This is a genomic window from Chloroflexota bacterium (assembly GCA_014360905.1).
Taxonomy (GTDB): Bacteria; Chloroflexota; Anaerolineae; order UBA2200; family UBA2200; genus JACIWX01.
In genome coordinates, this window is the sequence record JACIWW010000002.1 from 164,651 (window position 1) to 189,942 (window position 25,292).

General features: G+C 53.2%; 21 protein-coding genes. All 21 read left to right on the plus strand.

The window, feature by feature from the left end; translation table 11 throughout:
• The first annotated feature begins 101 nt into the window (after window positions 1–101).
• The 21 genes from H5T67_01770 to hpt all read left to right on the plus strand — a co-directional run bounded on the left by H5T67_01770 (window position 102) and on the right by hpt (window position 25,264).
• Window positions 102–1,970, plus strand: coding sequence for a formate--tetrahydrofolate ligase (locus H5T67_01770; GenBank protein MBC7244047.1), 1,869 nt, complete (start codon window positions 102–104; stop codon window positions 1,968–1,970).
• A gap of 163 nt (window positions 1,971–2,133) precedes the next feature.
• Window positions 2,134–2,472, plus strand: coding sequence for a heavy-metal-associated domain-containing protein (locus H5T67_01775; protein MBC7244048.1), 339 nt, complete (start codon window positions 2,134–2,136; stop codon window positions 2,470–2,472).
• Window positions 2,473–2,519: 47 nt separating this feature from the next.
• Entirely contained in the window at window positions 2,520–4,487 is a 1,968-nt protein-coding gene (gene cooS / locus H5T67_01780; protein ID MBC7244049.1) for an anaerobic carbon-monoxide dehydrogenase catalytic subunit, read from the plus strand.
• Window positions 4,488–4,572: 85 nt separating this feature from the next.
• Window positions 4,573–6,855, plus strand: a complete 2,283-nt coding sequence (gene cdhC / locus H5T67_01785; protein MBC7244050.1) for a CO dehydrogenase/CO-methylating acetyl-CoA synthase complex subunit beta — start codon at window positions 4,573–4,575, stop codon at window positions 6,853–6,855.
• 101 nt (window positions 6,856–6,956) lie between these two features.
• On the plus strand, window positions 6,957–7,379 hold the full coding sequence (locus H5T67_01790; GenBank protein ID MBC7244051.1) for a CBS domain-containing protein: 423 nt from the start codon (window positions 6,957–6,959) through the stop codon (window positions 7,377–7,379).
• 80 nt (window positions 7,380–7,459) lie between these two features.
• Window positions 7,460–8,422: an acetyl-CoA decarbonylase/synthase complex subunit delta gene (locus H5T67_01795; protein ID MBC7244052.1), complete on the plus strand. Its 963-nt coding sequence runs from the start codon at window positions 7,460–7,462 to the stop codon at window positions 8,420–8,422.
• A 76-nt stretch (window positions 8,423–8,498) separates the two neighbouring features.
• Window positions 8,499–9,845 carry an acetyl-CoA decarbonylase/synthase complex subunit gamma gene (locus tag H5T67_01800; GenBank protein ID MBC7244053.1) on the plus strand — a complete coding sequence of 449 codons (1,347 nt, stop codon included), beginning with the start codon at window positions 8,499–8,501 and terminating at the stop codon, window positions 9,843–9,845.
• Between the two features lie 85 nt (window positions 9,846–9,930).
• The gene (locus H5T67_01805) at window positions 9,931–10,974 is read left to right on the plus strand and encodes an acetylxylan esterase (GenBank protein ID MBC7244054.1); all 1,044 of its coding nucleotides are present in this window, start codon (window positions 9,931–9,933) and stop codon (window positions 10,972–10,974) included.
• A gap of 4 nt (window positions 10,975–10,978) precedes the next feature.
• Entirely contained in the window at window positions 10,979–11,557 is a 579-nt protein-coding gene (locus H5T67_01810; protein ID MBC7244055.1) for a phosphatase PAP2 family protein, read from the plus strand.
• Window positions 11,558–11,588: 31 nt separating this feature from the next.
• On the plus strand, window positions 11,589–13,565 hold the full coding sequence (locus H5T67_01815; GenBank protein MBC7244056.1) for a DUF4445 domain-containing protein: 1,977 nt from the start codon (window positions 11,589–11,591) through the stop codon (window positions 13,563–13,565).
• A 90-nt stretch (window positions 13,566–13,655) separates the two neighbouring features.
• Window positions 13,656–14,420, plus strand: a complete 765-nt coding sequence (locus tag H5T67_01820; GenBank protein MBC7244057.1) for an AAA family ATPase — start codon at window positions 13,656–13,658, stop codon at window positions 14,418–14,420.
• 102 nt (window positions 14,421–14,522) lie between these two features.
• The gene (locus H5T67_01825) at window positions 14,523–15,443 is read left to right on the plus strand and encodes a dihydropteroate synthase (GenBank protein ID MBC7244058.1); all 921 of its coding nucleotides are present in this window, start codon (window positions 14,523–14,525) and stop codon (window positions 15,441–15,443) included.
• Between the two features lie 394 nt (window positions 15,444–15,837).
• A complete protein-coding gene (locus H5T67_01830) occupies window positions 15,838–17,028 on the plus strand; it encodes an alanine--glyoxylate aminotransferase family protein (GenBank protein ID MBC7244059.1) in 1,191 nt (396 codons plus the stop codon).
• 37 nt (window positions 17,029–17,065) lie between these two features.
• Window positions 17,066–17,965 (plus strand): dihydrodipicolinate synthase family protein, encoded by a 900-nt coding sequence (locus H5T67_01835; GenBank protein MBC7244060.1) that lies wholly within the window; start codon window positions 17,066–17,068, stop codon window positions 17,963–17,965.
• Between the two features lie 21 nt (window positions 17,966–17,986).
• On the plus strand, window positions 17,987–19,384 hold the full coding sequence (locus H5T67_01840; protein ID MBC7244061.1) for an FAD-binding protein: 1,398 nt from the start codon (window positions 17,987–17,989) through the stop codon (window positions 19,382–19,384).
• Between the two features lie 88 nt (window positions 19,385–19,472).
• A complete protein-coding gene (locus H5T67_01845) occupies window positions 19,473–20,027 on the plus strand; it encodes an archaemetzincin family Zn-dependent metalloprotease (protein MBC7244062.1) in 555 nt (184 codons plus the stop codon).
• 13 nt (window positions 20,028–20,040) lie between these two features.
• Window positions 20,041–21,474, plus strand: a complete 1,434-nt coding sequence (locus H5T67_01850; protein ID MBC7244063.1) for a Gfo/Idh/MocA family oxidoreductase — start codon at window positions 20,041–20,043, stop codon at window positions 21,472–21,474.
• A 61-nt stretch (window positions 21,475–21,535) separates the two neighbouring features.
• On the plus strand, window positions 21,536–21,874 hold the full coding sequence (locus H5T67_01855) for a divalent-cation tolerance protein CutA (GenBank protein MBC7244064.1): 339 nt from the start codon (window positions 21,536–21,538) through the stop codon (window positions 21,872–21,874).
• A 39-nt stretch (window positions 21,875–21,913) separates the two neighbouring features.
• Entirely contained in the window at window positions 21,914–23,482 is a 1,569-nt protein-coding gene (tilS, locus tag H5T67_01860) for a tRNA lysidine(34) synthetase TilS (GenBank protein MBC7244065.1), read from the plus strand.
• Window positions 23,483–23,487: 5 nt separating this feature from the next.
• Window positions 23,488–24,675, plus strand: coding sequence for a class I SAM-dependent methyltransferase (locus tag H5T67_01865; GenBank protein ID MBC7244066.1), 1,188 nt, complete (start codon window positions 23,488–23,490; stop codon window positions 24,673–24,675).
• Window positions 24,676–24,712: 37 nt separating this feature from the next.
• On the plus strand, window positions 24,713–25,264 hold the full coding sequence (gene hpt, locus H5T67_01870) for a hypoxanthine phosphoribosyltransferase (GenBank protein ID MBC7244067.1): 552 nt from the start codon (window positions 24,713–24,715) through the stop codon (window positions 25,262–25,264).
• Window positions 25,265–25,292: the final 28 nt, after the last annotated feature.

Consider the following 25,292-nt stretch of genomic DNA (forward strand, 5'->3'; position numbering starts at 1 on the left):
ACCTTAGGGGGCGTAGTCCTCGACCAGTTTGGGTCCCTATCAAACGCGTCTTTTGAAATGCGTTTGACTCATATATTCATGATTGCACAAAGGAGGCAGATATGATCGTCGAAGTCAAATCACCAGTACCGAGCGATATTGAAATTGCTCAAGCGGCCAGACTGCGACCTATTCGTGAGGTGGCAGCTGAATTAGGCCTCTCAGAGGATGACCTTGACCTCTATGGCAAATACAAGGCCAAGGTTCATCTCGATGTCTTGGAGCGCTTGAAGGACCGCCCCAATGCCAAGTACGTTGATGTAACCGCTATCACCCCCACACCACTGGGTGAAGGCAAAACAGTAACTACGATAAGCCTCAGCCAAGGCCTACATTATATCGGCAAAAAAGTTTTCACCTGTATCCGTCAACCCTCACAAGGTCCTACCTTCGGCATCAAGGGAGGTGCAGCCGGCGGCGGCTATGCCCAGATCGTCCCTATGGAGGACTTTAACCTGCACCTTACAGGCGATATCCATGCTGTAGGCGCCGCTAACAACTTGCTGGCTGCTGCCATTGATGCCCGCATCATGCACGAGGATGAGATGAGCGATGAGAGGCTGCTCAAAGCGCTCTGCCCAGATGACAAGTTTGCCCCCTGGATGTACAAGCGGCTGCAGAAACTGGGCATCAAAGCAGAGAAGCCGTCTGATTTGAGCCCTGAAGATAGGAGGCGCTTTGTCCGTCTGGACATTGATCCATACAGTATCACTCTGAACCGCGTGATTGATATCAATGACCGGGCTATCCGTAATGTGGTTATCGGGCTGGGCACGAAAGACGATGGGCGACCTCGCCAAACCGGTTTTGATATCACTGTCGCTAGCGAGGTGATGGCTATCCTGGCCTTGGCGACCAGTCTGAGGGACTTGCGTGAGCGCATCGGGCGCATGGTTGTTGGCACGGACAAGAACCACAATCCCATTACGGCTGAGGACCTTGGCGTAGCCGGGGCCATGACCGTCCTGCTTAAAGACGCGCTCATGCCTAACCTGATGCAGACCCTCGCTGGTACCCCAGCTTTTGTCCATGCCGGGCCGTTTGCCAACATCGCTCACGGTAATAACTCAATTATCGCAGACATGATCGGCCTGAAGTTAATCTCGGGCGGCTACCTGGTCACAGAGTCCGGTTTTGGTGCGGACTGCGGCATGGAAAAGTTCTTCGACATTAAGTGCCGTTACAGTGGGCTAATACCTAACTGCGTAGTCATGGTTGCCTCTATCCGCGCTCTGAAGATGCACGGTGGTGGCCCAAGGGTGGTGGCTGGCGTTCCTCTCAACCCGGCTTACAAGCAGGAGAACCTCGAGCTTTTGGAGAAGGGTCTTTGTAACTTGGAAGCCAATATCAAGATTGCCCTCAAGTTTGGTATCCCGGTCGTGGTGAGCGTCAACAAGTTTAATACGGATACGGCCAGAGAGATTGCGCTGGTAAAAGAAGCTGCCGTTGCTGCTGGCGCTGAGGTGGCCGTGGTCAATGAGGGGTGGGCGAAAGGTGAAGCTGGCGCTGCCGAACTGGCTGAAGCTGTGGTTGCTGCCTGCGAGAAGCCCAGCAACTTCCGGTTCCTCTATCCGCTGGATATACCGATCAAAGACAAGATCGAGATCATCGCCAGAGAAATTTATGGCGCTGACGGCGTTCTCTTTGAGGCAGCAGCTCAGCAAAAGCTCAAACTCTACACAGACCTTGGTTATGACAAACTGCCTATTAATATGGCCAAGACCCATCTATCGCTGTCTCATGATCCAAACTGGAAAGGCGTGCCGAAGAACTACATGCTACCCGTGCGCGATATCCGTGCCTCAGTCGGTGCAGGATTCCTGTATCCGCTCTGCGGCGCCATGCGCACCATGCCCGGCCTGCCCTCCCGCCCTGTCTTCATGGACATTGACATTGACGTAGAGACTGGTAAGGTTTTAGGGCTGTCATAGCGCATGGATTGAGAGGTGGTGGAGCGCTGCTCCTCCACCTCTGCTATACATTTTGTGAATTTCCAAAAAGGACTTATCTGTGCTATAATTCATCCAAATAGGATAATTTTTATCCTAATACGGTCCCAGAGCGGCCGTGTATCCAAACCAAAGGAGGGGAAAGGTGCCGATGGAAAAGGCTGTTTTCGATGTGCCGAAAATGTATGCTGACCACCATGTAGAAGCAGTGCGCAAGGCTTTGCTGGAATTGCCTGGCATTGAGCAGATTACGGCGAGCAGCGCTCTGAAGCGCGTGGTGATAGTTTATAATGACGGGCAGCTGGCCCCTGGCGTTATTGAGCAGAGTCTCCGTGCAGCGGGCTATGCTCCTGGAGAAGAGTGGGAACTGCCCAAACTGCCTGAAGGTAAGGAAGACCACTCCCCGTGGTTCCAGGTCATCCCAAGGGTAACGACTACGGATAGACGTGACCTGGAAATGTCGGGAGATTTCCGCAAGTACTAGATTCTGCAGTTAACCTACCAAGATTGCTATAGAAGGAGCAAGATCCAATGACAGATCAAAAATCCATAGACCCAGCGGTGTGTGATTTGCTGGAAGTATGCGAATCCGAGGGTATTTCCACCGCTTTCGACCGCGCAGAACAAATGAAGCCATGTCCCATTGGCAGTAAAGGGGCTTGTTGCAAGAACTGTGCGATGGGCCCCTGTCGTCTCACTAAAGAAGGCCAGGTCGGTATCTGTGGGGCTACCATTGACACGGTAGCGGCACGTAACTTTGCGCGCATGGTTGCGGCTGGCTCTGCTGCCCATTCTGACCATGGCCGCGATATGGCGTTAACCCTTCTGGCAGCGGCCACAGGTCATGCTCCGGATTATGGCGTACGCGACGTGCGCAAGCTCTATGAAGTTGCCTCTTTTCTCGATGTCAAGACAGATGACCGCCCAATCAACGACATCGCCAAAGATGTAGCTGAGAAGGCTCTGATCGAATTTGGCCGCCAGCAGGGAGAGATCATCTACCTCAAGCGTGCGCCACACAAGCGCCAACAAATCTGGCAAAGCCTGGGCATTGCACCGCGTGGCATTGACCGCGAAGTGGTGGATATCATGCATCGCACTCACGCTGGAAACGATCAAGCCGTTGAGAGCCTTATGATGTCCGCACTGCGTACTGCCCTTGCTGATGGCTGGGGTGGCTCGATGCTTTCCACCGACATCACAGATATCCTTTTTGGCTCCCCTGTGCCACTCGTGGCCAGGGCGAACATGGGCAACCTCAGCGAAGACCAGGTGAATATCGTGATCCACGGCCATGAACCAACTTTGTCTGAGATGATTCTGGTTGCGGTCAACGATCCAGAGATGATTGAATATGCCAAGTCAAAGGGCGCTAAAGGCATTAACCTGACCGGCATTTGCTGCACCGCTAACGAGACATTGATGCGCCAAGGCGTGCCCACCATCGGCAATTTCCTCAGCCAGGAACTGGCCATTGCCACGGGTGCAGTAGATCTGATGGTTGTAGACATCCAGTGCATTATGCAAGCCTTGGCTCCCATGACAAAGCATTTCCATACTATCCTGGTCACTACTTCTTCCAAAGCACATATTGATGGCACCACCCATATTGAGTTTGACGAGCACCATGCTGGAGAGATAGCCAGACAAATCGTGAAGATGGGCATTGACAACTTCCCCAACCGTGGAGACATGCATATCCCTAAGGATATTAGCCACCTGGTAGCTGGCTTCTCGCACGAGTATATCAACTATGCATTGGGTGGTTTCTACCGTGGCTCTTTCCGCCCCTTGAACGATGCCGTCATCCAGGGGCGGCTGCGCGGTGTTGCAGGCGTGGTTGGTTGCAACAACGCGCGAACTTGCCATGACGCGGCTCATACCTATATTGTACGGGAGCTAATCAAGAATGATGTGTTGGTCGTGATGACTGGCTGTGGAGCGATTGCCTGTGCCAAATACGGCTTCTTGTCCCCTGAAGCAGCGCAATACGCAGGGCCAGGGTTGCGCGAAATCTGCGAGGCAGTGGGCATTCCGCCAGTGCTACACATGGGCAGTTGCGTGGACAACACTCGCATCCTCACCGTGCTTAGCCAGATGGCTACGGAAGGCGGGCTGGGTCAAGACATTGCAGATATTCCGGGTGTCGGCTTTGCCCCCGAATGGATGAGCGAAAAGGCGATCTCCATAGGTTGCTACTTCGTCGGTTCAGGAGTATATACCATCTTTGGCAGCGAATCGCCCGTAGCCAATAGCCCTGCTGTGGTGCGTTTTATGAGCGAGGGCTGGGAAGAGCGTGTCGGCGGCAAAATGGAATTCATTCCCGATCCAGAGGAAGCGGTGCGCAAAGCTTTGGAGCACATTGACAAAAAGCGGGCTGCTTTAGGGCTGGTAGAATACGACCCAGCGCGCTATGGCCAAAGCGGCGATGCGCTCATGCTCAAGGTATTGGAGCAGGTAGACGAAGGGACGCTCAATCTGTACAGCGCCAAATTGTAGATACGATGATTCGCCAGGTTTGCATTCAGACTATTCCGGCCCCTGGCTGTACCAATTCCAATCAACGGAGATAAGGAGAGCATCTATGTCAAGGTATATTGCAACCCGTGCCATCCGTGGTGCAAATCTGATCGTTGCCGAAGCCGAGAGGATACTAAAAGAGGCCCTCGAGGAGTTAGGTCCAGACACCCCAGTCAAGTTCACGAACACGGCTTACTATCTCCCTGTCATTCTGGCTTTCACGGGAAGAGAGGTGAGCAAACTGGGTGACCTCGTGCCTGTCCTGGAGGATGCAAAACGGATTCTGCACCCCGTCCCAGATGACAAGCTATGGCTGCCCTATTTGGGCGAGACCCTGGATTGTGGCATGGCGACGCTCTTGGCTGAGGAAGCCATCGAGGGTATCCGCTTTGCGCGTGGCCTTGAACCACAACCCATTACTTGGGATGGCAGTTACATTCCCAGTACTAGTTTTACCTCCCCTGATATGGAAGCACAAGCGGGAAAACGCCTCAATGGTCCCATTGACGACATCCAATTGCGGGCTTGGGGTATCCAACTGGTAGATGGGCGCATGCCTGGCTTTGCTGCCATCGTTGGCTGCGCCAAGAGCAACGAAGTGGCGGTGCAGATCGTGCGCGAATTGCAGCAGCGCAACATCCTTGTCTTTCTGTGTGGCAATGTCAATGGGCGCAGCATCATTCACCAGTTGATGGAAGAAGGGGTTGAGATGGGGTATGATACCTATATCATCCCCTTTGGCACGAATACCATTGCTGCTATCTATCCGCTGGGTTTTGCTGCCCGCAGCGCACTGACCTTTGGGGGTTTGAAGCCAGGACAAGCGCGCGAGATCCTCTTGTATAACAAGTATCGCGTTTTCGCCTTTGTGTTGGCTTTGGGCGAAGTGGACGATTTGAAATATGCTACGGCGGCAGGTGCAATCAACTACGGCTTCCCCACTATCGCTGATACGGTAATCCCGCAAATACTGCCCACGGGCATCACGACCTATGAGCACGTCATCAGCATGCCCTTTGACGACATCGAGGGAAAAGACGATCTGGAACGTGCTAAGAGGTTAGTGCAACGCTGCATCGAAGTACGCGGGGTTAAGATTAAGATCACTGAAGTGCCCATCCCAGTGCCTTATGGTTCAGCCTTTGAAGGCGAGCGCGTGCGCAAGGCTGATATGCGTGTGGAATTTGGCGGTAAGTACAGCCGCTGCTTCGAATACTTGAAGATGTCAGATTTTGATGCCGTGGAAGACGGTAAGATCACAGTGGTAGGGCCTGGCTTCGAGGATGTGCTGCCAGAAGGGTCAATGGACATGGGCATCGTAGTTGAGGTAGCTGGGCGTAAGATGCAGGAAGATTTTGAGCCCGTGTTAGAGCGGCAGATTCACTATTTCATCAACGGAGCGTCGGGCATCCAGCATATTGGCCAGCGCGATATTGCCTGGATCCGTATCAGCAAAGCGGCAGCGGAGAAGGGATTCAAGCTGGAGCATTTTGGGAAGATCCTATATGCTCGTTTCCACGCTGACTTTGGCGCTATTGTGGACAAGGTGCAGGTTACCATCTACACCGATAAAGCCAAGATGGAAGAATGGCTAGCGAAAGCCCGTGAGGCCTACGATCGTCGCAACAGGCGTCTGGCAGACATGACTGACGACTCAGTGGAAGAGTTCTATAGCTGCACCCTATGCCAAAGCTTTGCCCCCAACCACGTCTGCGTTGTCTCGCCGGAACGACTGGGGTTGTGCGGCGCTTACAACTGGCTGGACTGCAAAGCCTCCCACCAAATCAATCCCACGGGACCGAATCAGCCCATCAAAAAAGGAACCTGTGAGGATCCCGTTTACGGAGTTTTCAGCGGGGTGAACGAGTTCGTGCACCAGCACTCGCACCAGTCCGTGCAGCAAGTTTCGATGTACTCTATCATGGTGAATCCCATGACTGCCTGCGGCTGCTTTGAGTGCATCGCAATGGTCATTCCAGAAGCCAATGGCATCATGGTTGTCTCCCGCGAAGACCCCAGCATGACGCCGGCAGGCATGACCTTCTCCACCTTGGCTGGCATGGCTGGTGGCGGATTGCAGACGCCCGGTGTCATGGGTCATGGTAAGTACTATCTGACGAGCAGAAAGTTTATCTCTGCGGATGGCGGCTTCAAGCGCGTGGTCTGGATGTCTTCCTTCCTCAAAGAGACCATGGCAGAAGAGCTCAAAGTCGTTGCCGAGCGCGAGGGCGATCCAGATCTTATTGATAAGATAGCCGACGAGCGCGTAGCTACGACCGTAGATGAACTTCTGCCCTACCTGGAGGAGAAGGGGCATCCCGCATTGACCATGCCGCCCTTGTTCTAGAAGCGGGGCAAGTGGTGAGTAACGAATGATGAGCAATGAACTCTCACTCGTTACTCATCTTTTTTGACCGAGCTTGGTTTTATCGCCACAATGGAGGGTGTATGAAAGCGAACGAAGTTCAAACGTACGAAAAGCGCGTCGAGGATGTTATGCACTATGGCGTGATTACCTGCCGCACCTATACTTCATTGAAAGAAGCGGTGCGCATCATCACGGATACCGACGTACATGCTCTAGTTGTTATCCATGACAATGGAAATGTCGCTGGCATCGTTTCACACATGGATTTGCTTCGTCTGTACGGCTGCAATCTGCTCGAGTACAAAGCGGAAGATGTGATGACGCCGAATGTGATTACTATTAGCCCGGATGCACCCGTTAAAGAGGCAGTAGCCTTGATGCTGAAGCACAACATCCGACGGCTTTTGGTAACGGAAAAGACGCCGGAAGGCGAACGCCCCATAGGGGTGATATCCACAACCGATGTAATCAGAGATATGCGAGAGCAGCCTTGGTTTTGGTAACCCATATGATGCCGAGTCCGAGATGATCCCTGTCTTTTTGATCTTTGTATCTTCGTGAAAGGAGATATTACACAATGCCCATCGCAGTAGAAACCCCAAAAGAAAAGTGGACGGGTAAAGTGAGGGAAGTAAAATTAGGCGCGACTGCTGCTGAAGGAGGCACGCGACAGAGAACCGTTACAGTGGGAGGCGAGAGTACCCTGCCTTTCCTTACTTTCGAAGGCGATATCCCTAATCCACCTGCCATTGCAGTAGAGGTGCAAGATCGTTACCCTAGTGATTGGTCTGCTGTCCTAAAGGCGGCATGGGGGGACGTGCTGAATGACCCCGCTGCCTGGGCTAAAAAAGCAGAAGAATACGGCGCTGACATCATTGCGCTTAAGTTGCAAAGTGCCCACCCCGAGGGCGATAACACAGATGCAGCCCATGCTGTAGCCACGGTGAAAGCAGTGCTGGCAGCCACAGGGTTACCCCTGATTGTCTATGGCCCGGGACAGGCCGAGAAGGACAATGAGGTGCTGGTAGCAGTTGCAGAAGCTGCCAAAGGTGAGCGCATTGCCTTGGGCAACTGCGAGGATAAAAATTATCGCACCATCGTCGCTGCAGCCCTAGCCAATGGCCATGTCGTGGTAGCCAAAACGCCTATTGACGTGAACTTGGCCAAACAATTGAATATCCTCATCAGCGACATGCGTCTGGATCTTGACCGAATTTTGATGGACCCAACCACAGGCGCACTGGGCTACGGCCTTGAATATACGTACTCGGTCATGGAACGCCTCCGCCTGGCGGCATTGACAGGCGATAGCATGACCCAGCAGCCCATGATCTGTACAGTGGGTGAAGAAGCCTGGCGCGCAAAGGAGAGCAAGGTGAACGAAGGCGTGCCCGCAGCGTGGGGCAATTGGGAACGACGCAGCAGAAACTGGGAAGTTCTTACCGCCAGTACGCTGATCCAGGCTGGGGCGGATATTGTCGTGCTACGCCATCCAGAAAGCATCCATCTAGTCAAACAGACCATCTCGAACCTGATGGCGCGGTAAAGCAATTTTGCTCTCCATGCGATTGCTTCTGAGCAACCATGACTCATCATTTATCTAAATCTAAGGAGCTAAAAATATGGGACTGAGCGGCCTTGATATCTACAAACTGTTACCGAAAACCAATTGCAAGGAATGCGGTCAACCTACTTGCTTGGCTTTTGCGATGAAGTTAGCGGCCAAGCAGGCTGAGCTATCTGCCTGCCCTTACGTTTCCGAAGAAGCAAAAGCCAAGCTCGCGGCTGCGGCAGCTCCTCCAATTCGCCTAGTGACTATTGGCACAGGGGACAAGAAACTGGAGGTCGGCAACGAAACTGTCCTGTTCCGCCATGACAAAACTTTCTACCATCCACCCGGATTGTTCATACGCTTGAAAGATACCATGCCCTTGCCAGAGTTTGAAGCGATGCTCGAGCGCATCCGAGACTGGGGTGTCGAGCGTGTGGGCATTCCGTTGTGGATAACCGGTGTGGCGATTGAAAACACCTCTGGGGAGGCAGCCAACTTTGCTAAATACGTAGCTGCTGCCCAGGCCAAGCTGGCGCGACCACTTATTCTGATTGCCTCAGATCCCGGTTCCATGGCTGCAGCATTGCAACAGACCGATGGCTCTGCGCCCCTCGTTTATGCTGCCACTGCAGAGAATTGGCAGGCAATGGCCGAATTGGCAGCGAAGCACAAAGCACCCATTGCTGTCCGTAGCAATGGCGATCTGGGGATGCTGGCAGAAATTGCAGAGAAGGTTAAGAACGCAGGCGTAGAAAACATCATCCTAGATCCAGGTGTTCGCGACCCACACGGCACGCTGGTAGCTTTAACCCAGTTACGCCGCCTCGCTCTGAAGAGCAATTTCCGTCCCCTCGGTTATCCGATCATCACTTTCCCAGGCGAAGGGGCACAATCGGAAGAGGAAGAAGCAATCCAGGCTGCTCAACACATCGCAAAATATGCTGGTGTGATTGTCCTCGATCACTTCGATCCAGCCACCATTTACCCATTGTGTACTCTGCGTCAAAATATCTACACCGACCCGCAAAAACCAATCCAGGTGAGCCCTGGTTTATACGAGATATCCAATCCTACTCCCGATTCACCGCTATTGGTCACAACGAATTTCTCGCTTACCTACTTCAGTGTAGCTGGCGAAGTGGAGGGAAGCGGCAAGCCCACATGGCTGCTCATTGTGGACTCAGAGGGCATGTCGGTGCTGACTGGTTGGGCAGCGGGCAAGTTTGATGCCGAGAAAATCGCCAAGTCAGTGCAGCAGTTCAATGTTCCCAGCAAGATTAACCACAAGAAAATCGTGATCCCTGGCCTCGTGGCCGCCATTTCTGGTGAACTAGAGGAGGAGTTGCCAGGCTGGGAAGTCCGTGTGGGGCCGCGCGAAGCCATAGATATACCAGCTTATTTAAAGACCTGGAGCTAAACGCGTCGTGGGTTGCGGGTAGCGAGTGAAGATAAATCTAGAACCTGTAACCCACGACTTAATACAAGCGAGAGGTTGGTTTCGAGTGCTGTATTTTGTGTCCGTGGGATTGGCCCTGGGTTATGTGCTTTTCTCCTTTCTATCCGCCCTGGGCGTCTTGCAGTTTGTTGCCGCGCGATATCGCCTGAGCGGATTGGCTCTCCTCGATTACGCAGAGAACCATACGAAGGGATATGCACTAGCGACGCTGCTGATTGCCTGCGGGGTGCTGGTCTTTTTCGGTGGACAGTGGCGGGCCATTCTCACTCCAGGGCCAGCCGGCAGTGAGTTAGCCCTTCTCTTTGGTATGAGCGCAGTGTGTGCTTTGGCTTTTACGCTCATACTAGCATCACTTTCACAGCAGCTACGCCGCGGTCGCTCTACACCATCCAGCGATGACATGGGCAAGACGCTAGCTGTTGGACGTGGGACAGGGCGCCTTTACCTTCCACCTAATCTGACTACACCCGTGCCCGCTGTAGCCCTTGTGCCAGGATTGCGTAGCAAGAAAAGCTCTCTGATCCTGCTGGCACGCCGCATGGCCCAGGAAGGTCTGGCTGCTCTTGTGATTTGCCCGGACGAAGAAGTATGCACCTATCCAGAGGTGCTGAGTATCGTGCCGGCAGCCATATCTGAACTCAGCAAGCAGCCGGAGATAGATCCGCAGCGCCTTGGGGCACTGGGCCATGACCTGGGCGGGGATCTCATCATACGCGCTGCGAGCATGGACAAGCACATCAAAGCCCTAGCAGCTTTGGCTCCCGTGCTTGTAGCCGTGCCTCCTAGTCTGGACCTGTTGCGCGAGATGACCTACCCACAGGCAATGCGCTGGGTACGAGATCGGGAACAGGCTATTTTGCGCGCTGAACTAGATGCCATCGCGTATGTAACCAAGATCGCTCCGCGACCTCTTTTGCTGCTGTATGGAACAGAAGACCGGGTGGTGAGCAGAGCGCCAGTGGAGAGCTGGGAGGCGCAACAAGTAACCTCTATGTACGTGGAAGTACTAGAAGGCATAGGCCACTTTGATTTGGTAGAAAACCCGATGGCGACGCGAACTGTGATACAGTGGTTTAAGGAGCATCTGTAGACGAATGTCTATTGACTGGGCTTTGTTCAAATTGGCCAATGGACTGGCAGGACGTTCGCCCATCCTCGATACAGCGATTCAGATGCTTATGAATGACTACGCACTCACGACGGCAATGGTCCTTTTGCTGTTCACTCTGTGGTTCAGTGGGAGCACGCTTGAAGCCCGTGAGCGGAATCAGCGTGCCGTGCTCACGGCCATCGCTGCTGTTCTGCTTGCCAATCTCATCGTTAAAGCATGTAACCTAATTTTCTACCGGCCGCGTCCTTTCGCCTACCATTCCGTAACCCTGTTGTTCTACCATCCATCTGACTCCTCTTTTCCTAGCAATGCGGCTACTGTTGGTTTCTGCTTTGCGGCATCCATCTGGCGGTTCAACCGCAAAGTAGGGATTGTTTTGTATGTCTTAGCCTGTTTGTTGGCATTGGCTAGGGTATGCGGGGGCGTCCACTATCCCAGTGACATCCTGGGTGGGCTGTTGGTAGGTACGTTTTCTGCCTGGCTTGTTACTACGAAATTCGACTTTCTAAATCGTCTTTGGACCATGATCATCCATCAGCTACGTCGTGTATTGTTAGCTTGATGTGTCAGCCGGAATGGCAATGGAGAACTTGGTGACACTCCCGAGTGGCAGTGCACAGGATACAAAATGTTATAAAATTGTTTTTAGGCCGGATGGGAAGACGGTAGAAGTACCCGATGGCGTGCTGCTAAGCGATGCCATTGCTCAGACAGGCCTTCGCTTCAACCTGCCTTGCGGTGGGCAAGGGCGCTGCGGCCGCTGCAAGGTCGTCGTGGAAAGGGGAAAAATCAAACGGCGCAGCACGAGCCGTTTGTCGGCCATCGAACTAGAGCAGGGTTATACCTTGGCTTGTCAGACCACAATTCACAGTGATCTGCAGGTCTTTATCCCACCTCAGGAAGCCATTCTGCGCCGATTGCCTAGCGAAAAAGCCGCTGCTGAAATCCCAACTTTGCCCGTAAAGTGCGATTGGCAAAGCAATCCCATTATCCAAAAGTTTTTCTTCACCATAGAGCCCCCCAGTCTGTCGGACAACACGACCGATTTCGAACGGCTGCAACGCGAACTGGCGAAGCAACACAACATCAGGAACATCACGGCGAGCCTACCAGTGCTGCGAAAGCTGGCGAGAACGCTGCGAGAATCGGAAAAGGAGGGCGTGGGCTGGCAGGTAACTGCTGTGTTCGAAATGGGCAATTGGATGGATGAAGATGCACCCCCACGCTTGATAGACCTGCGCCCTGGTGACCATACAGGGCGTACATTGGCAGTCGCTGTGGACATTGGCACGACCAGCAATGTAGTGTACCTGGTAGATCTTGTCAGCGGGAAGTTCATTGACAGTGCAGCAGCCTATAATGCGCAGATATCCTGTGGCGAGGACGTCATATCACGCATTCTCTATGCCAGGAAAGAGGGCGGATTGGAACATCTGCAAAGGCTTGTAGTCCAGACGATCAATGAGTTATTGCACGAACTAGCTGAACGCAACCGGGTTGACCTAAACGAAATCTATGCCATGACTGTAGCCGGCAATACCACCATGATCCATCTATTCCTGGCGCTTGATCCATCGTTTATCCGCCTTGAACCGTATATCCCCACCATCAGTCATCCGCCGCCAGTGCGGGCTTCTGAGCTAGGACTCCACATCTGCCCAGAAGCTCCGGTAGATTGTCTGCCCGGTGTGGGAGCCTATGTAGGTGGGGATATCGTTGCTGGCGTGCTTAGTTCTGGCATGTTCAAAACATACAAACTGACCCTTTTCATTGATGTGGGCACAAATGGCGAGATCGTATTGGGTAATGTAGACTGGCTTATCTCTTGTGCTTGCTCAGCAGGGCCTGCCTTTGAAGGCGCTGGTGTGCATTCTGGCATGCGTGCTACAGTGGGCGCTATCGAAGAAGTATGGATCAATGCACAAACATACGAGCCGACATACCGTGTCATCGGTGACGTGCCGCCGCGTGGCATATGCGGTTCTGCCATGATCTCGTTGCTTGCAGAGATGTTCCTCACTGGCGTGATAGACAAGTCCGGCCGCATCAACCGCTATCTCAACACGCCCCGTGTACGCATTGGGGACCATGGGCCAGAATACGTGGTGGCCTGGGCTAAAGAGACACAGGATCAAAAGGAGGACATTGTCCTGACCGAGGTAGACATCTCCAACCTCATCCGTGCCAAGGGAGCTATTTACGCTGGGTTCTCCGTACTGACCACTAGCGTGGGCATCGACCTGGCGGATGTGGAGCAAGTGCTAATCGGTGGAGCCTTTGGCAAGTATATTGACGTCGAGAAAGCGATTCAAATCGGCTTGCTGCCGGACATGCCTTGGGAGCGTTTCAAGTACCTGGGCAACACCTCTGTCTTGGGGGCTTTTACTGCCCTGCTCTGTCGAGATATGCGGCGCGAAGTGGTCGAGATTGCCAGGAAGATGACTTATTTAGAGCTCAGCACCGACAACCGATTCATGGAACAATTCACTTCGGCGCTGTTCCTGCCGCACACGGACACCACTGCTTTCCCTTCAGTAATGCGCTTGTTGAAGGAGCAAAGGAAAGCATAGTTCTGTAAGCTGTCGCAAACTGTGGTATTATCTATGGAACAAAATGTCCATACCCTGTTACTTTGAATATATGAGGAGTGCAGAACGACGATGACCATGACCATTGCGGTAGCCGGCAAGGGTGGCACTGGCAAAACCACCTTTGCGGCGCTGCTGATTAAATACATACGCAGTCAAAATCTGGGTTACATCCTGGCGATCGACGGGGATCCCAGCACTAATCTGAACCTAGTGCTGGGCATGGAGCTTCCGGGTACTATTGGCGGCATCCGTGAGGACACACTGGCGCAGGTCAGCACGGGCCGTTACGATTCTTCCATCCCAAAAGCAGACTTTTTCGAGTACCGCATCAACGAAGCCCTGGCCGAAGGAGACAAGATTGATTTGATCGCTATGGGCCGCCCAGAAGGGCCTGGGTGCTACTGTGCAGCGAATAGCATCTTGCGCAGCGTCATTGATCGTCTTGGAAATCAATATGACTTTGTGGTTATAGATAACGAAGCAGGAATGGAGCATATCAGCCGCCAGACTACCCGCGACGTGGACAAGCTTTTCGTGGTCACCGACATGACCATGCGTGGAATCACTGCTGCTGGGCACATCGTGGGTCTCATTAAGGAGCTAGGCACGCGGGTTCATGAAACATACCTGGTGATCAATCGGGTTAATGGGGACATCCCAGCGCTCATGAAACAAGAAATTGCACGGCTTGGCTTAAACCTCATTGGCACGTTGCCCCAAGATAGGACGATCGCAGAGTTCGATTTGATTGGCAAGCCATTGATTGAGATTAGCGAAGAGTCACCCATATACACGGCTGTGGCGGAGATCGCTGCCAAGGCCGGCATTCGCTGAGCAGTGTGAATTGAGTGCAACGGCGTTTTCCACGAGTATGAAAAGCTAAGAGATATTGGATTCCAAGCATGTAAATATGACATATGACAAAAGGAGGATAACATGCTCATTATCGGCGAGAATATTCACATTATCTCACCCAAGGTCAGGGCCGCCTTTGAAACGCAGGACAGCAAGTTCATCCAGGATCTAGCCCTACGCCAGGTCAAACACGGAGCGGATATGCTGGATTTGAACATTGGGCCACAGCGAAAGCGCGGTGTAGAAGTAATGGAATGGATTGTGGATGCCGTGCAAGAGGTTACGGATGTGCCACTTTCGCTGGATACCACGAATGCAGCGGCTATCGAGGCAGGTCTGAAAAGGGTCAAACGTCAGGCGATGATCAATTCCACCTCCGCCGATCCAGAGCGGTTAGAGAACATCATGCCGCTGGCTGCCAAGTACAACGCCAAAATCGTCGCCCTGACCATGGGGAAATCGGGCATTCCTACGACCGCTGAAGCACGCGTAGAGCTGGCGATGGAGGTGCTGATTCCCAAAGCTATGGAGCTGGGTATCCCCATGTCCAATCTGTACCTCGATCCACTGGTACTCACAGTGAACGGGACACAGGAGCATGCACCACATACACTGAATGCCGTGCGCTTCTTCAAGCAGCTCGCTGATCCACCGCCCATGACCGTAGTTGGCTTATCCAATATTTCCAACAGCGTTCCCACCGAAAATCGCAGCCTGATCAACCGCACCTTCCTGGTGATGTTGATGGCTGCCGGCTTGGATGCAGCGATTGCTGATCCGCTGGATGAAGAACTGAACCGATACATGCGCATTGTCGAGCAGCGCGATACAAGCACAGGCCTAGGTGATTTGCTCGTGACGCTTTACGACAAGACGGCGGCAATGGAAGAGCTAGAACCTACGGATGTGGACATGAGCGATCCAGAACAGGTAGCTATCTGGAAAACGGTGCAAATCTTGTACAACAAGGTCATCTACGCACATTCATACCTGCGTATGTAAGTGGAGGGTGTTGAAAAGAACACCAACCGTCGTGCTGAACCTTGTCCCGAGCGAAGCCGAAGGGAAGTGAAACTTCCCACTTCTCGTATCATGAAGTCCTTCGCTCAGGATGACACCTGAGGCTTTTTAAACACCCTCTAAGTACGGGTTAAACGAAGCAGTTCTTAGATACTTGACAAGCTGGCAGATTAGGCACTGTCACTTGCTTGTCGCATCATTTTTCACCAAGGGCAAGGCGGTATCGAGAAGCCCTGGCTAGAGTATAGGCCAGGGCGTATACTTCTCCGCCGCTTAGGTAAAACGTGATATAATCGTAGCGGGTAGAATGCGGTGTGCACTTTAGAGCAGCCGAGATATTTCTGCCCCCTCACTTCAGACAAAGGAGGAAACTGCCATGTCCGTTACTTACCACGATCTCAATCCACCCGAGCGTTTATTGCTTGGCCCGGGACCAAGCAATGTAGACCCCCGCGTGCTGCGGGCGATGTCCACACCATTGCTGGGCCACCTCGATCCGGACTTTCTCAAAATCATGGACGAGACGAAACAGTTGCTACAATACACTTTCCAGACGAATAACTACCTCACGCTCCCTGTGTCCGGCACGGGCAGTGCCGGCATGGAAGCCGCTTTGTGTAACGTGATCGAGCCTGGGGATAAGGTGGTAGTATGTGTCAGTGGCGTGTTTGGCGAACGAATGTGCGATATTGTGGAACGCTGTGGCGCAGAATTGATCCGAGTTGAGGCAGAATGGGGCCACATCATCGAACCAGAGCAAGTGGAGAGTGCTGTGAAGAGAGGCAAGGTCAAAGTTGTCGCTATCGTACATGCCGAGACCTCAACAGGCATCCTGCAGCCTCTGGAAGACATCGGTCGTCTAGCGCATGAGTATGGCGCTCTGTTCCTGGTTGATACCGTTACTTCTCTGGGAGGTTGCCCGGTCAAAGTGGATGAATGGGAGTTGGACGTCGTCTATAGTGGAACCCAGAAGTGCCTGAGTTGCCCACCAGGACTGGCCCCCATCACCTTCTCGCCGCGAGCGGAGCAAGTCCTAGACGCACGCAAGAACAAAGTGCAAAGCTGGTACCTCGATATGACCATGATCCGGCGTTATTGGGGACAGGAGAGGTTCTATCATCACACTGCACCAATCAGCATGTGCTATGCACTGAGGGAAGCCCTGCGCCTGATTTACGAAGAGGGTCTGGAAGCACGCTGGCAGCGACATGCGCTGAACCATCGCGCCTTGATGTCAGGATTGCAGGCCATGGGACTGCAGCCATTTGCCCAAGAGGGGCATTGGCTGCCTTCGCTGAATGCTGTGCGTGTACCCGATGGCATCCAGGACCTGAAAGTGCGCGGGCGCTTGCTGCAGGAGTATGGGATTGAGATTGGAGGAGGCCTGGGCAAGATCAAGGGACAAATCTGGCGCATTGGGCTGATGGGTTACAACTCTACCCGGAAAACAGTCATGGTGTTCCTAAGCGCGCTGGAGACTGTGTTGCGCAGAGAAGGTTATCCCGTCCGTCCGGGAGAGGCAATAGCCGCTGTCGAAAAAGTGTACGGGATGACAACCAGTACGTAATGTGTTTTGTGACAGCCTCGAGGAAGAGAGATTGGTCATGGCCAAATTTCCTTTGACAGGGATTTATGCTCCCATCCCCACACCCTTCGACGCCCAGGGAGCAATTGCCCACAACAAACTGGCAGAGAATCTCGCCAAATGGAATAAGACCTGCCTGGCAGGTTTCGCAGTGTTAGGCACAAATGGCGAATTTGCGTTCTTAAGCGACGCAGAAAAATTAGCCGTGCTGCGCACGGCCCGCCAAACTATCCCCAAAGGCAAGCTATTCATTGCCGGTACTGGTTGCGAGTCAACTATTCATACCTTACAACTGACGGAGCAGGCCGCTGCCATTGGAGCGGATGCGGCGATGGTCATTACCCCCAGTTACTTCAAAGCCAGAATGGATGCATCCGCAATGCGCCGACACTTTCTGCAGTTAGCTGATCGCTCGCCATTGCCTATTATCCTCTACAACATGCCCGGAAACACGGGGATTGACCTGTCAGCAGAGGTCGTAACGGAACTAGCCCAGCATCCGAATATCGTAGGAATTAAAGATAGCAGTGGCAACATTGCCAAATTAGGGGATATCATCCGAACTGCCCCGCCACATTTTCGGGTCCTGGCGGGATCGGCCAGCTTTCTTTATGCGGCGCTGGTTCTAGGTGCAGTGGGTGGGGTTGCCGCCTTAGCAAACATTGCTCCAGAGGCATGCTGTGCTCTATATGAGTATGCTCAGCAAGGGCGACACCGCGAGGCACAGCAACTACAATTGAAATTGATTCCCCCCAATGCAGCGGTGACCAGTCGCTTTGGCGTCCCAGGATTGAAATTGGCACTCGACTGGCTAGGTTACTACGGCGGGCCACCGCGTTCGCCGCTGGGGCCTTTGGATGAAGTGCAGCAGGCCACGCTGAAAGCTATTCTAATCGCCGCCGATATTCTCCCAGCCTGAACGTAATGGAACGGAGAGAAAATGTACAACAAAGTAGATGCGCAGGTAGTTGCCGAATTGCGCCAGATTGTAGGTGAAGGCAATGTGCTAGTGAAGCGCGAGGATTTGGAACCCTACACGCACGATGAGGTGGTTGGTCTAAGGGCTGACCCCGAGGTCGTGGTCAAAGTGACTACTGCCCAACAGATTGCACAGATCTTCAAACTGGCTCAACGGAGAAGGATACCCGTAACTCCACGAGGCGCGGGTTGGGGGTTAAGTGGCGGGGCTGTACCCGTGTGCGGTGGAATTGTCCTCTCGCTGGAGAAAATGAACCGCATTCTGGAAATTGACAAAGAGAACCTGATGGTCACCGTCGAACCAGGGGTGATCACGGGCGACATCCACCGTGCTGTCGAAGCAGAAGGGTTGTTCTACCCGCCTGACCCAGCCAGCCTTGATTCCTGCTCCATCGGTGGCAACATCGCCGAGGGGGCAGGCGGCCCTAGGGCGGTGAAGTATGGGACGACGATGCACTATGTATGCGGCCTGGAGGCGGTGCTGCCATCAGGTGATATCATTACCTGTGGCGGAAAACTGGTCAAAAATGTAACGGGCTACAACCTGGTGCAACTGCTCATCGGCTCGGAAGGCACCTTGGCCGTGGTAACCAAGATCATTCTGCGTCTGCTACCCCTCCCTAAAGAACAAATTGACCTGCTTGTGCCTTACGATGATTTCCAAGCAGCAGCCGATACTGTCTCCGCGATTATCGCTCACCGCATTGTGCCCGCTACTATTGAGTTTATGGAACGAGACAGTATCTTGGCTGTGGAACGTTTGCTGCAGAAAGAGATGCCGTACGATGACGCAGAAGCCCATCTGCTCATCCAATTGGATGGCAATCACCGCGAACAGGTGGATGCAGATATGGAGATAGTGGGTGAACTATGCCTGGAGCATGGTGCACGAGATGTCCTGGTGGCTAGGGACCGACCTACCCGCGACCGTCTCTGGGAAGCAAGGCGCAAGATCATCGAAGCTCTTAAGCACGAAAGCCCCATCAATCACATGGAGGATGTGGTTGTGCCCCGCTCGGAGATACCGCGCCTGATGAAAGGGGTGAAGGAAATCGCCAGGGAGCATGGCGTGCGCATTATCAGTTTTGGTCACGCTGGTGATGGCAACGTACATCTCAATGTGCTAAAGGATGACATTCCCCTTGAGCAGTGGGAGAAGATGGTGCCATTGGTTGCTGAAGCCATCTACCGCCTCGCCCTGTCGCTGGGAGGGACAATTACTGGCGAGCATGGCATTGGTGCCACACGGCGCAGATACTTGCCCTTGGCCTTGGATGAAGCGCAGATCGAGGTTCAACGCCGTATTAGGGCAGCTTTCGATCCCAACCAGATTCTGAACCCCAACAAGATTTTCCCATGAGGTGATAAAGAGGCGCTCCCCACTACAAAAGAGTATTTAGGGCATTCTGCCTAGTGTGCGAACTAATCCATCGGATGTTATAGAAACCATGATAGAGAAACCCACTATCATCCTGGTACCACTTGGCCCGGTCCCTGTGGATTTGCTTGATTTTCTGGCCAGTGCGCTGATTCCCATCTTTGGCATCTCGTGTGGGATTGCCCCTACCATCCCTATTCCCTCTGCCGCCTATGACCAACGACGTGGCCAGTACGAGGGTCATCGTGTTTTAACTGTGCTGAGCCGGTTAGACATTCCACATGCTAAACGCGCCTTGGGCCTTGTTGATGCAGATTGCTACAGCTCAGGGCTCAACTTCATCTTTGGGCAAGCCAGGATTCATGGTCGCGATGCTTTCATTGCCCTACCACGCCTGCGGCAGTCTTTCTATGGTTTGCCAGAGGATGAAGCGCTGTTCCAGCAGCGGGCGCTGAAAGAAGCAGTGCACGAACTAGGGCATACTTACGGTCTGGATCACTGTCCCAATCCAAGATGTGTAATGCATTTTTCCAATAGCCTGCTCGATACAGACAGAAAGGGAGCTGCATTCTGCACACGTTGCCAAACTAAACTTGGGACGCTGATGAAAGGAAATGGGCTCTGAAAAGGAGATTACTATGCCACAACCACTGATTACTGCTGTCCTGGTGGGTGCAGGTCAAAGAGGCCACGAAGCGTATGGCGCGTACGCCTTAGCCCACCCGGATGAGATCCGTTTCGTCGCTGTCGCCGAACCGCACGACGTTCGCCGAGCTCGCTTCGCTAGCGCTCACGCTATCCCTCCTGAGCGGCAGTTCCGCACCTGGGAAGAACTGTTTGCGTTGGGGAAGATTGCCGATGGAGCACTTATCTGCACGTTGGACAGGCAGCACGTCAAGCCTACCCTTGCCGCCTTGGAGACTGGCTACGATGTCCTCCTGGAGAAGCCTATGGCAACCACGCTCATGGATTGTGTGCGGCTGGTGCAAACCGCCGAGCGCACAGGGAGATTGCTGCAAATCTGCCACGAACTGCGCTACACACCTTTTTTCTCCATCCTCCATGATTTAGTCACCTCTGGACGCCTTGGGCGTATCATCACCGTTGAACACCGCGAGAATGTGAGCTATTGGCACATGGCTCATTCCTATGTGCGTGGCAATTGGCGCAACAGCCGCATTGAAAGCCCTATGATCCTAGCCAAATGCTGCCATGATTTGGACATCCTATTCTGGAACCTTGGACCTTGCAAACGCTTGAGTTCCTTTGGTTCTCTCATCCACTACCGACCGGAGAATGCACCTCCAGGCGCGCTGGAGCGCTGCACCGATGGCTGCCCGGTTGCCAATGAATGCCCTTGGTATGCCCCTCGCTTCTATCTGGATATCGTTCCATTGCTGCAGATTGCCCGTGATTCGCCTGTACTATGGGAAAGACTTGCTGCAACTTTCGTGCTGAAGTATCCTCTGCTGGCCAAGAAAGCCAAACAACTGATACCCGGTCTGGCAACGGCGCTCGACTACCGGGGCTGGCCTCTTTCCGTCATCTCCGAGGACCCCACTCCACAGGCTCGACAGCGAGCACTCGAGACGGGGCCGTATGGCCGATGCATCTATCGCTGTGACAACGATGTAGTTGACCACCAAATTGTCAATATGGAGCTCGAGAATGGAACATCTGTGGTATTAGTGATGCATGGCCATTCCCACAAAGAAGGCCGAACAATGCGCTACGATGGCACTCGCGCTACATTATTTGGCTATTACTATCCTACCAAGCACGAAATACAGATTCACGATCACCTGACAGGCCGGGTGGAAATCATCCGGCCCCCAGTTGGCCCGCTTTCTGGCACCGGTCACGCTGGCGCCGACGAAAAACTAATGGCTGCCTTTGTCCGCGCTGTACGAGATCCCTCCTATGCTCTGACTACCGCTCGCGAATCACTAGAAAGCCACCTAATGGCCTTTGCCGCTGAAGAAGCTCGTGTCAACGGAACCATTGTGTACATGGATGAATTTCGCCGTCGAGCGGAGTCAGTGCGGTATGACGGCACGGATGCTGGTCTCTGACAAAAGGCTGTTTTTTCATTTGCTCTGCCTTGCGATACAATAGCACCTGTAGGAGGTGTACATGGCAAGGCACCTGGTTGTCTTCATCACCGCTGGCTCAAGCGAAGAGGCACAGAGAATTGCACACGCTCTAGTAGAAGAGCGATTGGCGGCCTGTGTCAACATCGTTTTGCCTGTCCAATCGGTTTATCGTTGGCAGGGGAAGATCCAGGTAGATCAGGAGGCACTGCTTGTGGTCAAGACGGCCGCAGAGGTCGTGGAGAAGTTGGCTAAGCGTGTCAAGCAGTTGCATAGTTACGAACTCCCCGAGATCATCGCTGTGCCTATTCTTGTTGGAGCTGAGGATTACCTGCGTTGGATGGACGAGCAAATCCAAGTCTCTGTGGGCTCTACGTCGTAGGCTTGGCTTTATCTCGGATAAACAGGCGGCGTGACGGATATGGAGGTTTTAGAGCACGTCAGGAGCACAATCAAGCGTTATCATTTGCTCACCAGAGGAGACGTGGTAGTCGTGGGGGTCTCTGGCGGGCCAGATTCGCTCTGTCTGCTGCATCTGCTTTTCCGCCTGCGCGATGAATATGCCCTCTCTTTGCACGTGGCGCACCTAAATCACTGTCTGCGCGGAGCAGAGGCAGATGCTGACGCTGCATTTGTGGCTCAGTTGGCTACAGAATGGGGTCTGCCGGTCACTGTTGAAAAACGAGATGTAGCAGCGCTGGCCAAAGAAAGGAAACTCGCTATCGAGGAGGCAGCGCGCCAAGTACGGTATGCTTTCCTCGCTAGCGTCGCTCGACAGATTGGTGCATGCAAGATCGCCGTAGGACACAATGCGGATGACCAGGTGGAAACAGTGTGCATGCACTGGCTGCGTGGTTCTGGCCTGGCCGGGCTCAGAGGAATGCAACCGGTATCCAGACTGGACGAATTACGTCTAAAAGGTGAAAGGGTACCAGCCGGCGAAAAGGAGGGCGATCTATTGCTCATTCGGCCCTTGCTCGAGGTTCCACGCGCGGAGATCGAGGCATACTGCGCTGCCCATGGCCTCCGACCGCGCTTCGACCGTTCGAACTTCGATACCACGTACTATCGCAATAGATTACGACACGAGTTGCTGCCCTTTCTGGAGACCTTTAACCCACGCATTCGCGAGGTGATTCTGCGATCAGCAGACATTATCTCCGCCGATTATGCGTATCTACGACAACAGGCACTCAAGGCTTGGACCGAGGTAACGCTAGCAGAGAACGAACAAGCCATCACCTTCGACCTCGAGAAATGGCGCTTGCTGCCGCTTAGCCTGCAACGCTCGGTGCTGCGCGAAGCTATCCACCGCCTGCGCAAATCGCTGCGCAACATCAACTGGGTACACATTGATCAGGCGATATCCGTGCTGCAAACTGGCTGCACAGGCATGGCTGCTACCTTGCCTTCTGGCCTGGAAGCGCGTTTGAGGTATGATACTTTCATCGTGGCTGATGCAACGTACGCCGAGCCTTTGCCTGATATACCTCTGCTGCATGGGGTCAAGGTGCCCCTCCATATCCCTGGGCAGACCCCTCTGCCAGACTCCGACTGGTACCTGGTTGCGGATATCATCGGGCGCTGTGAGCTGAGGGCGAAGACCCTGCACCAAGCTCAGCCTTGGCAAGCTTACCTGGACTATGACGTAACAGGCGACGAGCTATACCTGCGGCCGCGTCGCACGGGTGACCGCTTCTGGCCTCAGGGTCTGGGCGATAAACCAACTACTGTGCACAATTTCATGATCAACGCCAAAGTTCCCCGTGCCTGGCGAGACAGCATCCCGCTCCTTGTCTCACCTCACCAGGTTTTATGGGTGGCTGGCTGGCGTATTGATGAGCGAGCCAAAGTAACTGAAGCAACTACTCGCGTCTTGGCTCTGGAGTTCAGGAAACAAGGATATCTGCGCGCAGGTGCAATCTCAGATGAAGTGCCTGACATGTGCGCACATAACGCCTCATCCAAAGCATGCCCTGTGGGAGGATAGAGGCGGTGGCTACCATCTTTTTGAGAGAAGGAAGAGAGAGGGCAGTTCTCAACCACCATCCGTGGATTTTTTCTGGTGCGATTGCCTATATTGAGGGAAATCCCAAAGATGGGGATGTAGTGGCGGTGGCGGATTCCAAAGGCCATTTTCTTGCTAGGGGCTATCTCAATCAGCACTCACAGATCACAGTGCGTTTGCTTTCTTGGCTGGAGGATGAGGCCATTGACAGGGCGTTCTGGGAGCGACGTATCCAACAGGCTGTCAAACGCCGCCCAGCATTGCTGAATAGCCCTGTCACAAACGCTTGCCGCCTGATCCATGCCGAGTCTGATCTCTTGCCCGGACTCATCGTAGATCGCTATGCAGATTTTCTGGTGATTCAATCACTGACCCTGGGCATCGAACAGCGTAAGGCCGAGATCGTGAGCATCCTGGCCGAGCTCTTGCAGCCAGAAGGAATCTATGAACGCAGCGACGTGGATGTACGGGAGAAAGAGCATTTATCCCCTAGTGTAGGCCTATTATGGGGTAGAGAACCGCCACCTCTCTTGGAGATCCAGGAGAATGGCCTTTGTTTCCTGGTAGATATCCGGCATGGACAGAAAACGGGCTTTTATCTCGACCAGAGGGACAACCGCCTACGGCTAATGGATTACTCTTGTGGACGCATTGTACTGAATGCATTTGCTTACACTGGCAGTTTTGGTGTTTACGCTGCCAAGGCAGGCGCAGAACGCATCGTGAGTGTGGACTCCTCGGGTGATGCTCTTGAGCTGGCACGTCGTAATATGCAACGAAACGAGTTGGTTGATCGCAATAACGAATACATTGCAGGGGATGTTTTTGCTGTGCTGCGCCAATTCCGCGCCGAGGGTCGTCAGTTCGACCTGATCATTCTGGATCCACCAAAATTTGCCTATTCTCAAGCACAGGTGCAGTCTGCTTGCCGTGGTTACAAGGACATCAACCTGTTGGCAATGCAATTGTTGCGCTCAGATGGTATTTTGTTCACCATGTCCTGTTCTGGGCTAGTTACACCAGCGCTCTTTCAGAAAGTCGTCTTTGGCGCTAGCGTGGATGCACAGCGCGACGTTCAAGTGCTGGAGAAGCTGTCACAGGCAACAGATCATCCTATTCTGCTGAGTTTCCCTGAGGGAGAGTATCTGAAGGGATTCGTGTGTCGAATGCTGTAGAAAGTGTGATGGGTATCGCCCGATTAGGAGAGAAATAATGTCGAATCTAGATGACGATGTAGCAGAAATCTTGATCACAGAAGAACAAATCAAGGCTCGTACCAGGGAGTTGGGCCAACAAATTTCAAGAGATTACGAGGGTCAGGACTTGTTATTGGTCTGTGTGCTCAAAGGAGCCATTACCTTTCTCGCCGACTTGATGCGTGAGATCACTATTCCCCATGCAATTGATTTCATGGCTATTTCCAGCTATGGAGCAGGTACAGAATCAAGTGGTGTAGTGCGCATCCTGAAGGACTTGGATACCAACATTGAGGGGCGAAATGTGCTTATCGTAGAAGACATTATTGATACTGGGCGCACATTGCATTACATCACCGAGAACCTCAAAACCAGGCGGCCAAAAAGTTTGCGCATCTGTACCCTACTCACCAAACCATCCCGCCGCGAGATTGAAATCCCCTTGGATTATGTTGGCTTTGAAATCCCCAACAAATTTGTCATTGGTTATGGGCTGGATTTTGCCGAAATCTACCGTAGCCTGCCCTATATTGGAGTATTGAAGAAAGAGAAATACGAGAAGACCTAGCGGTTGTATTTATATTGCATAAAGGGGG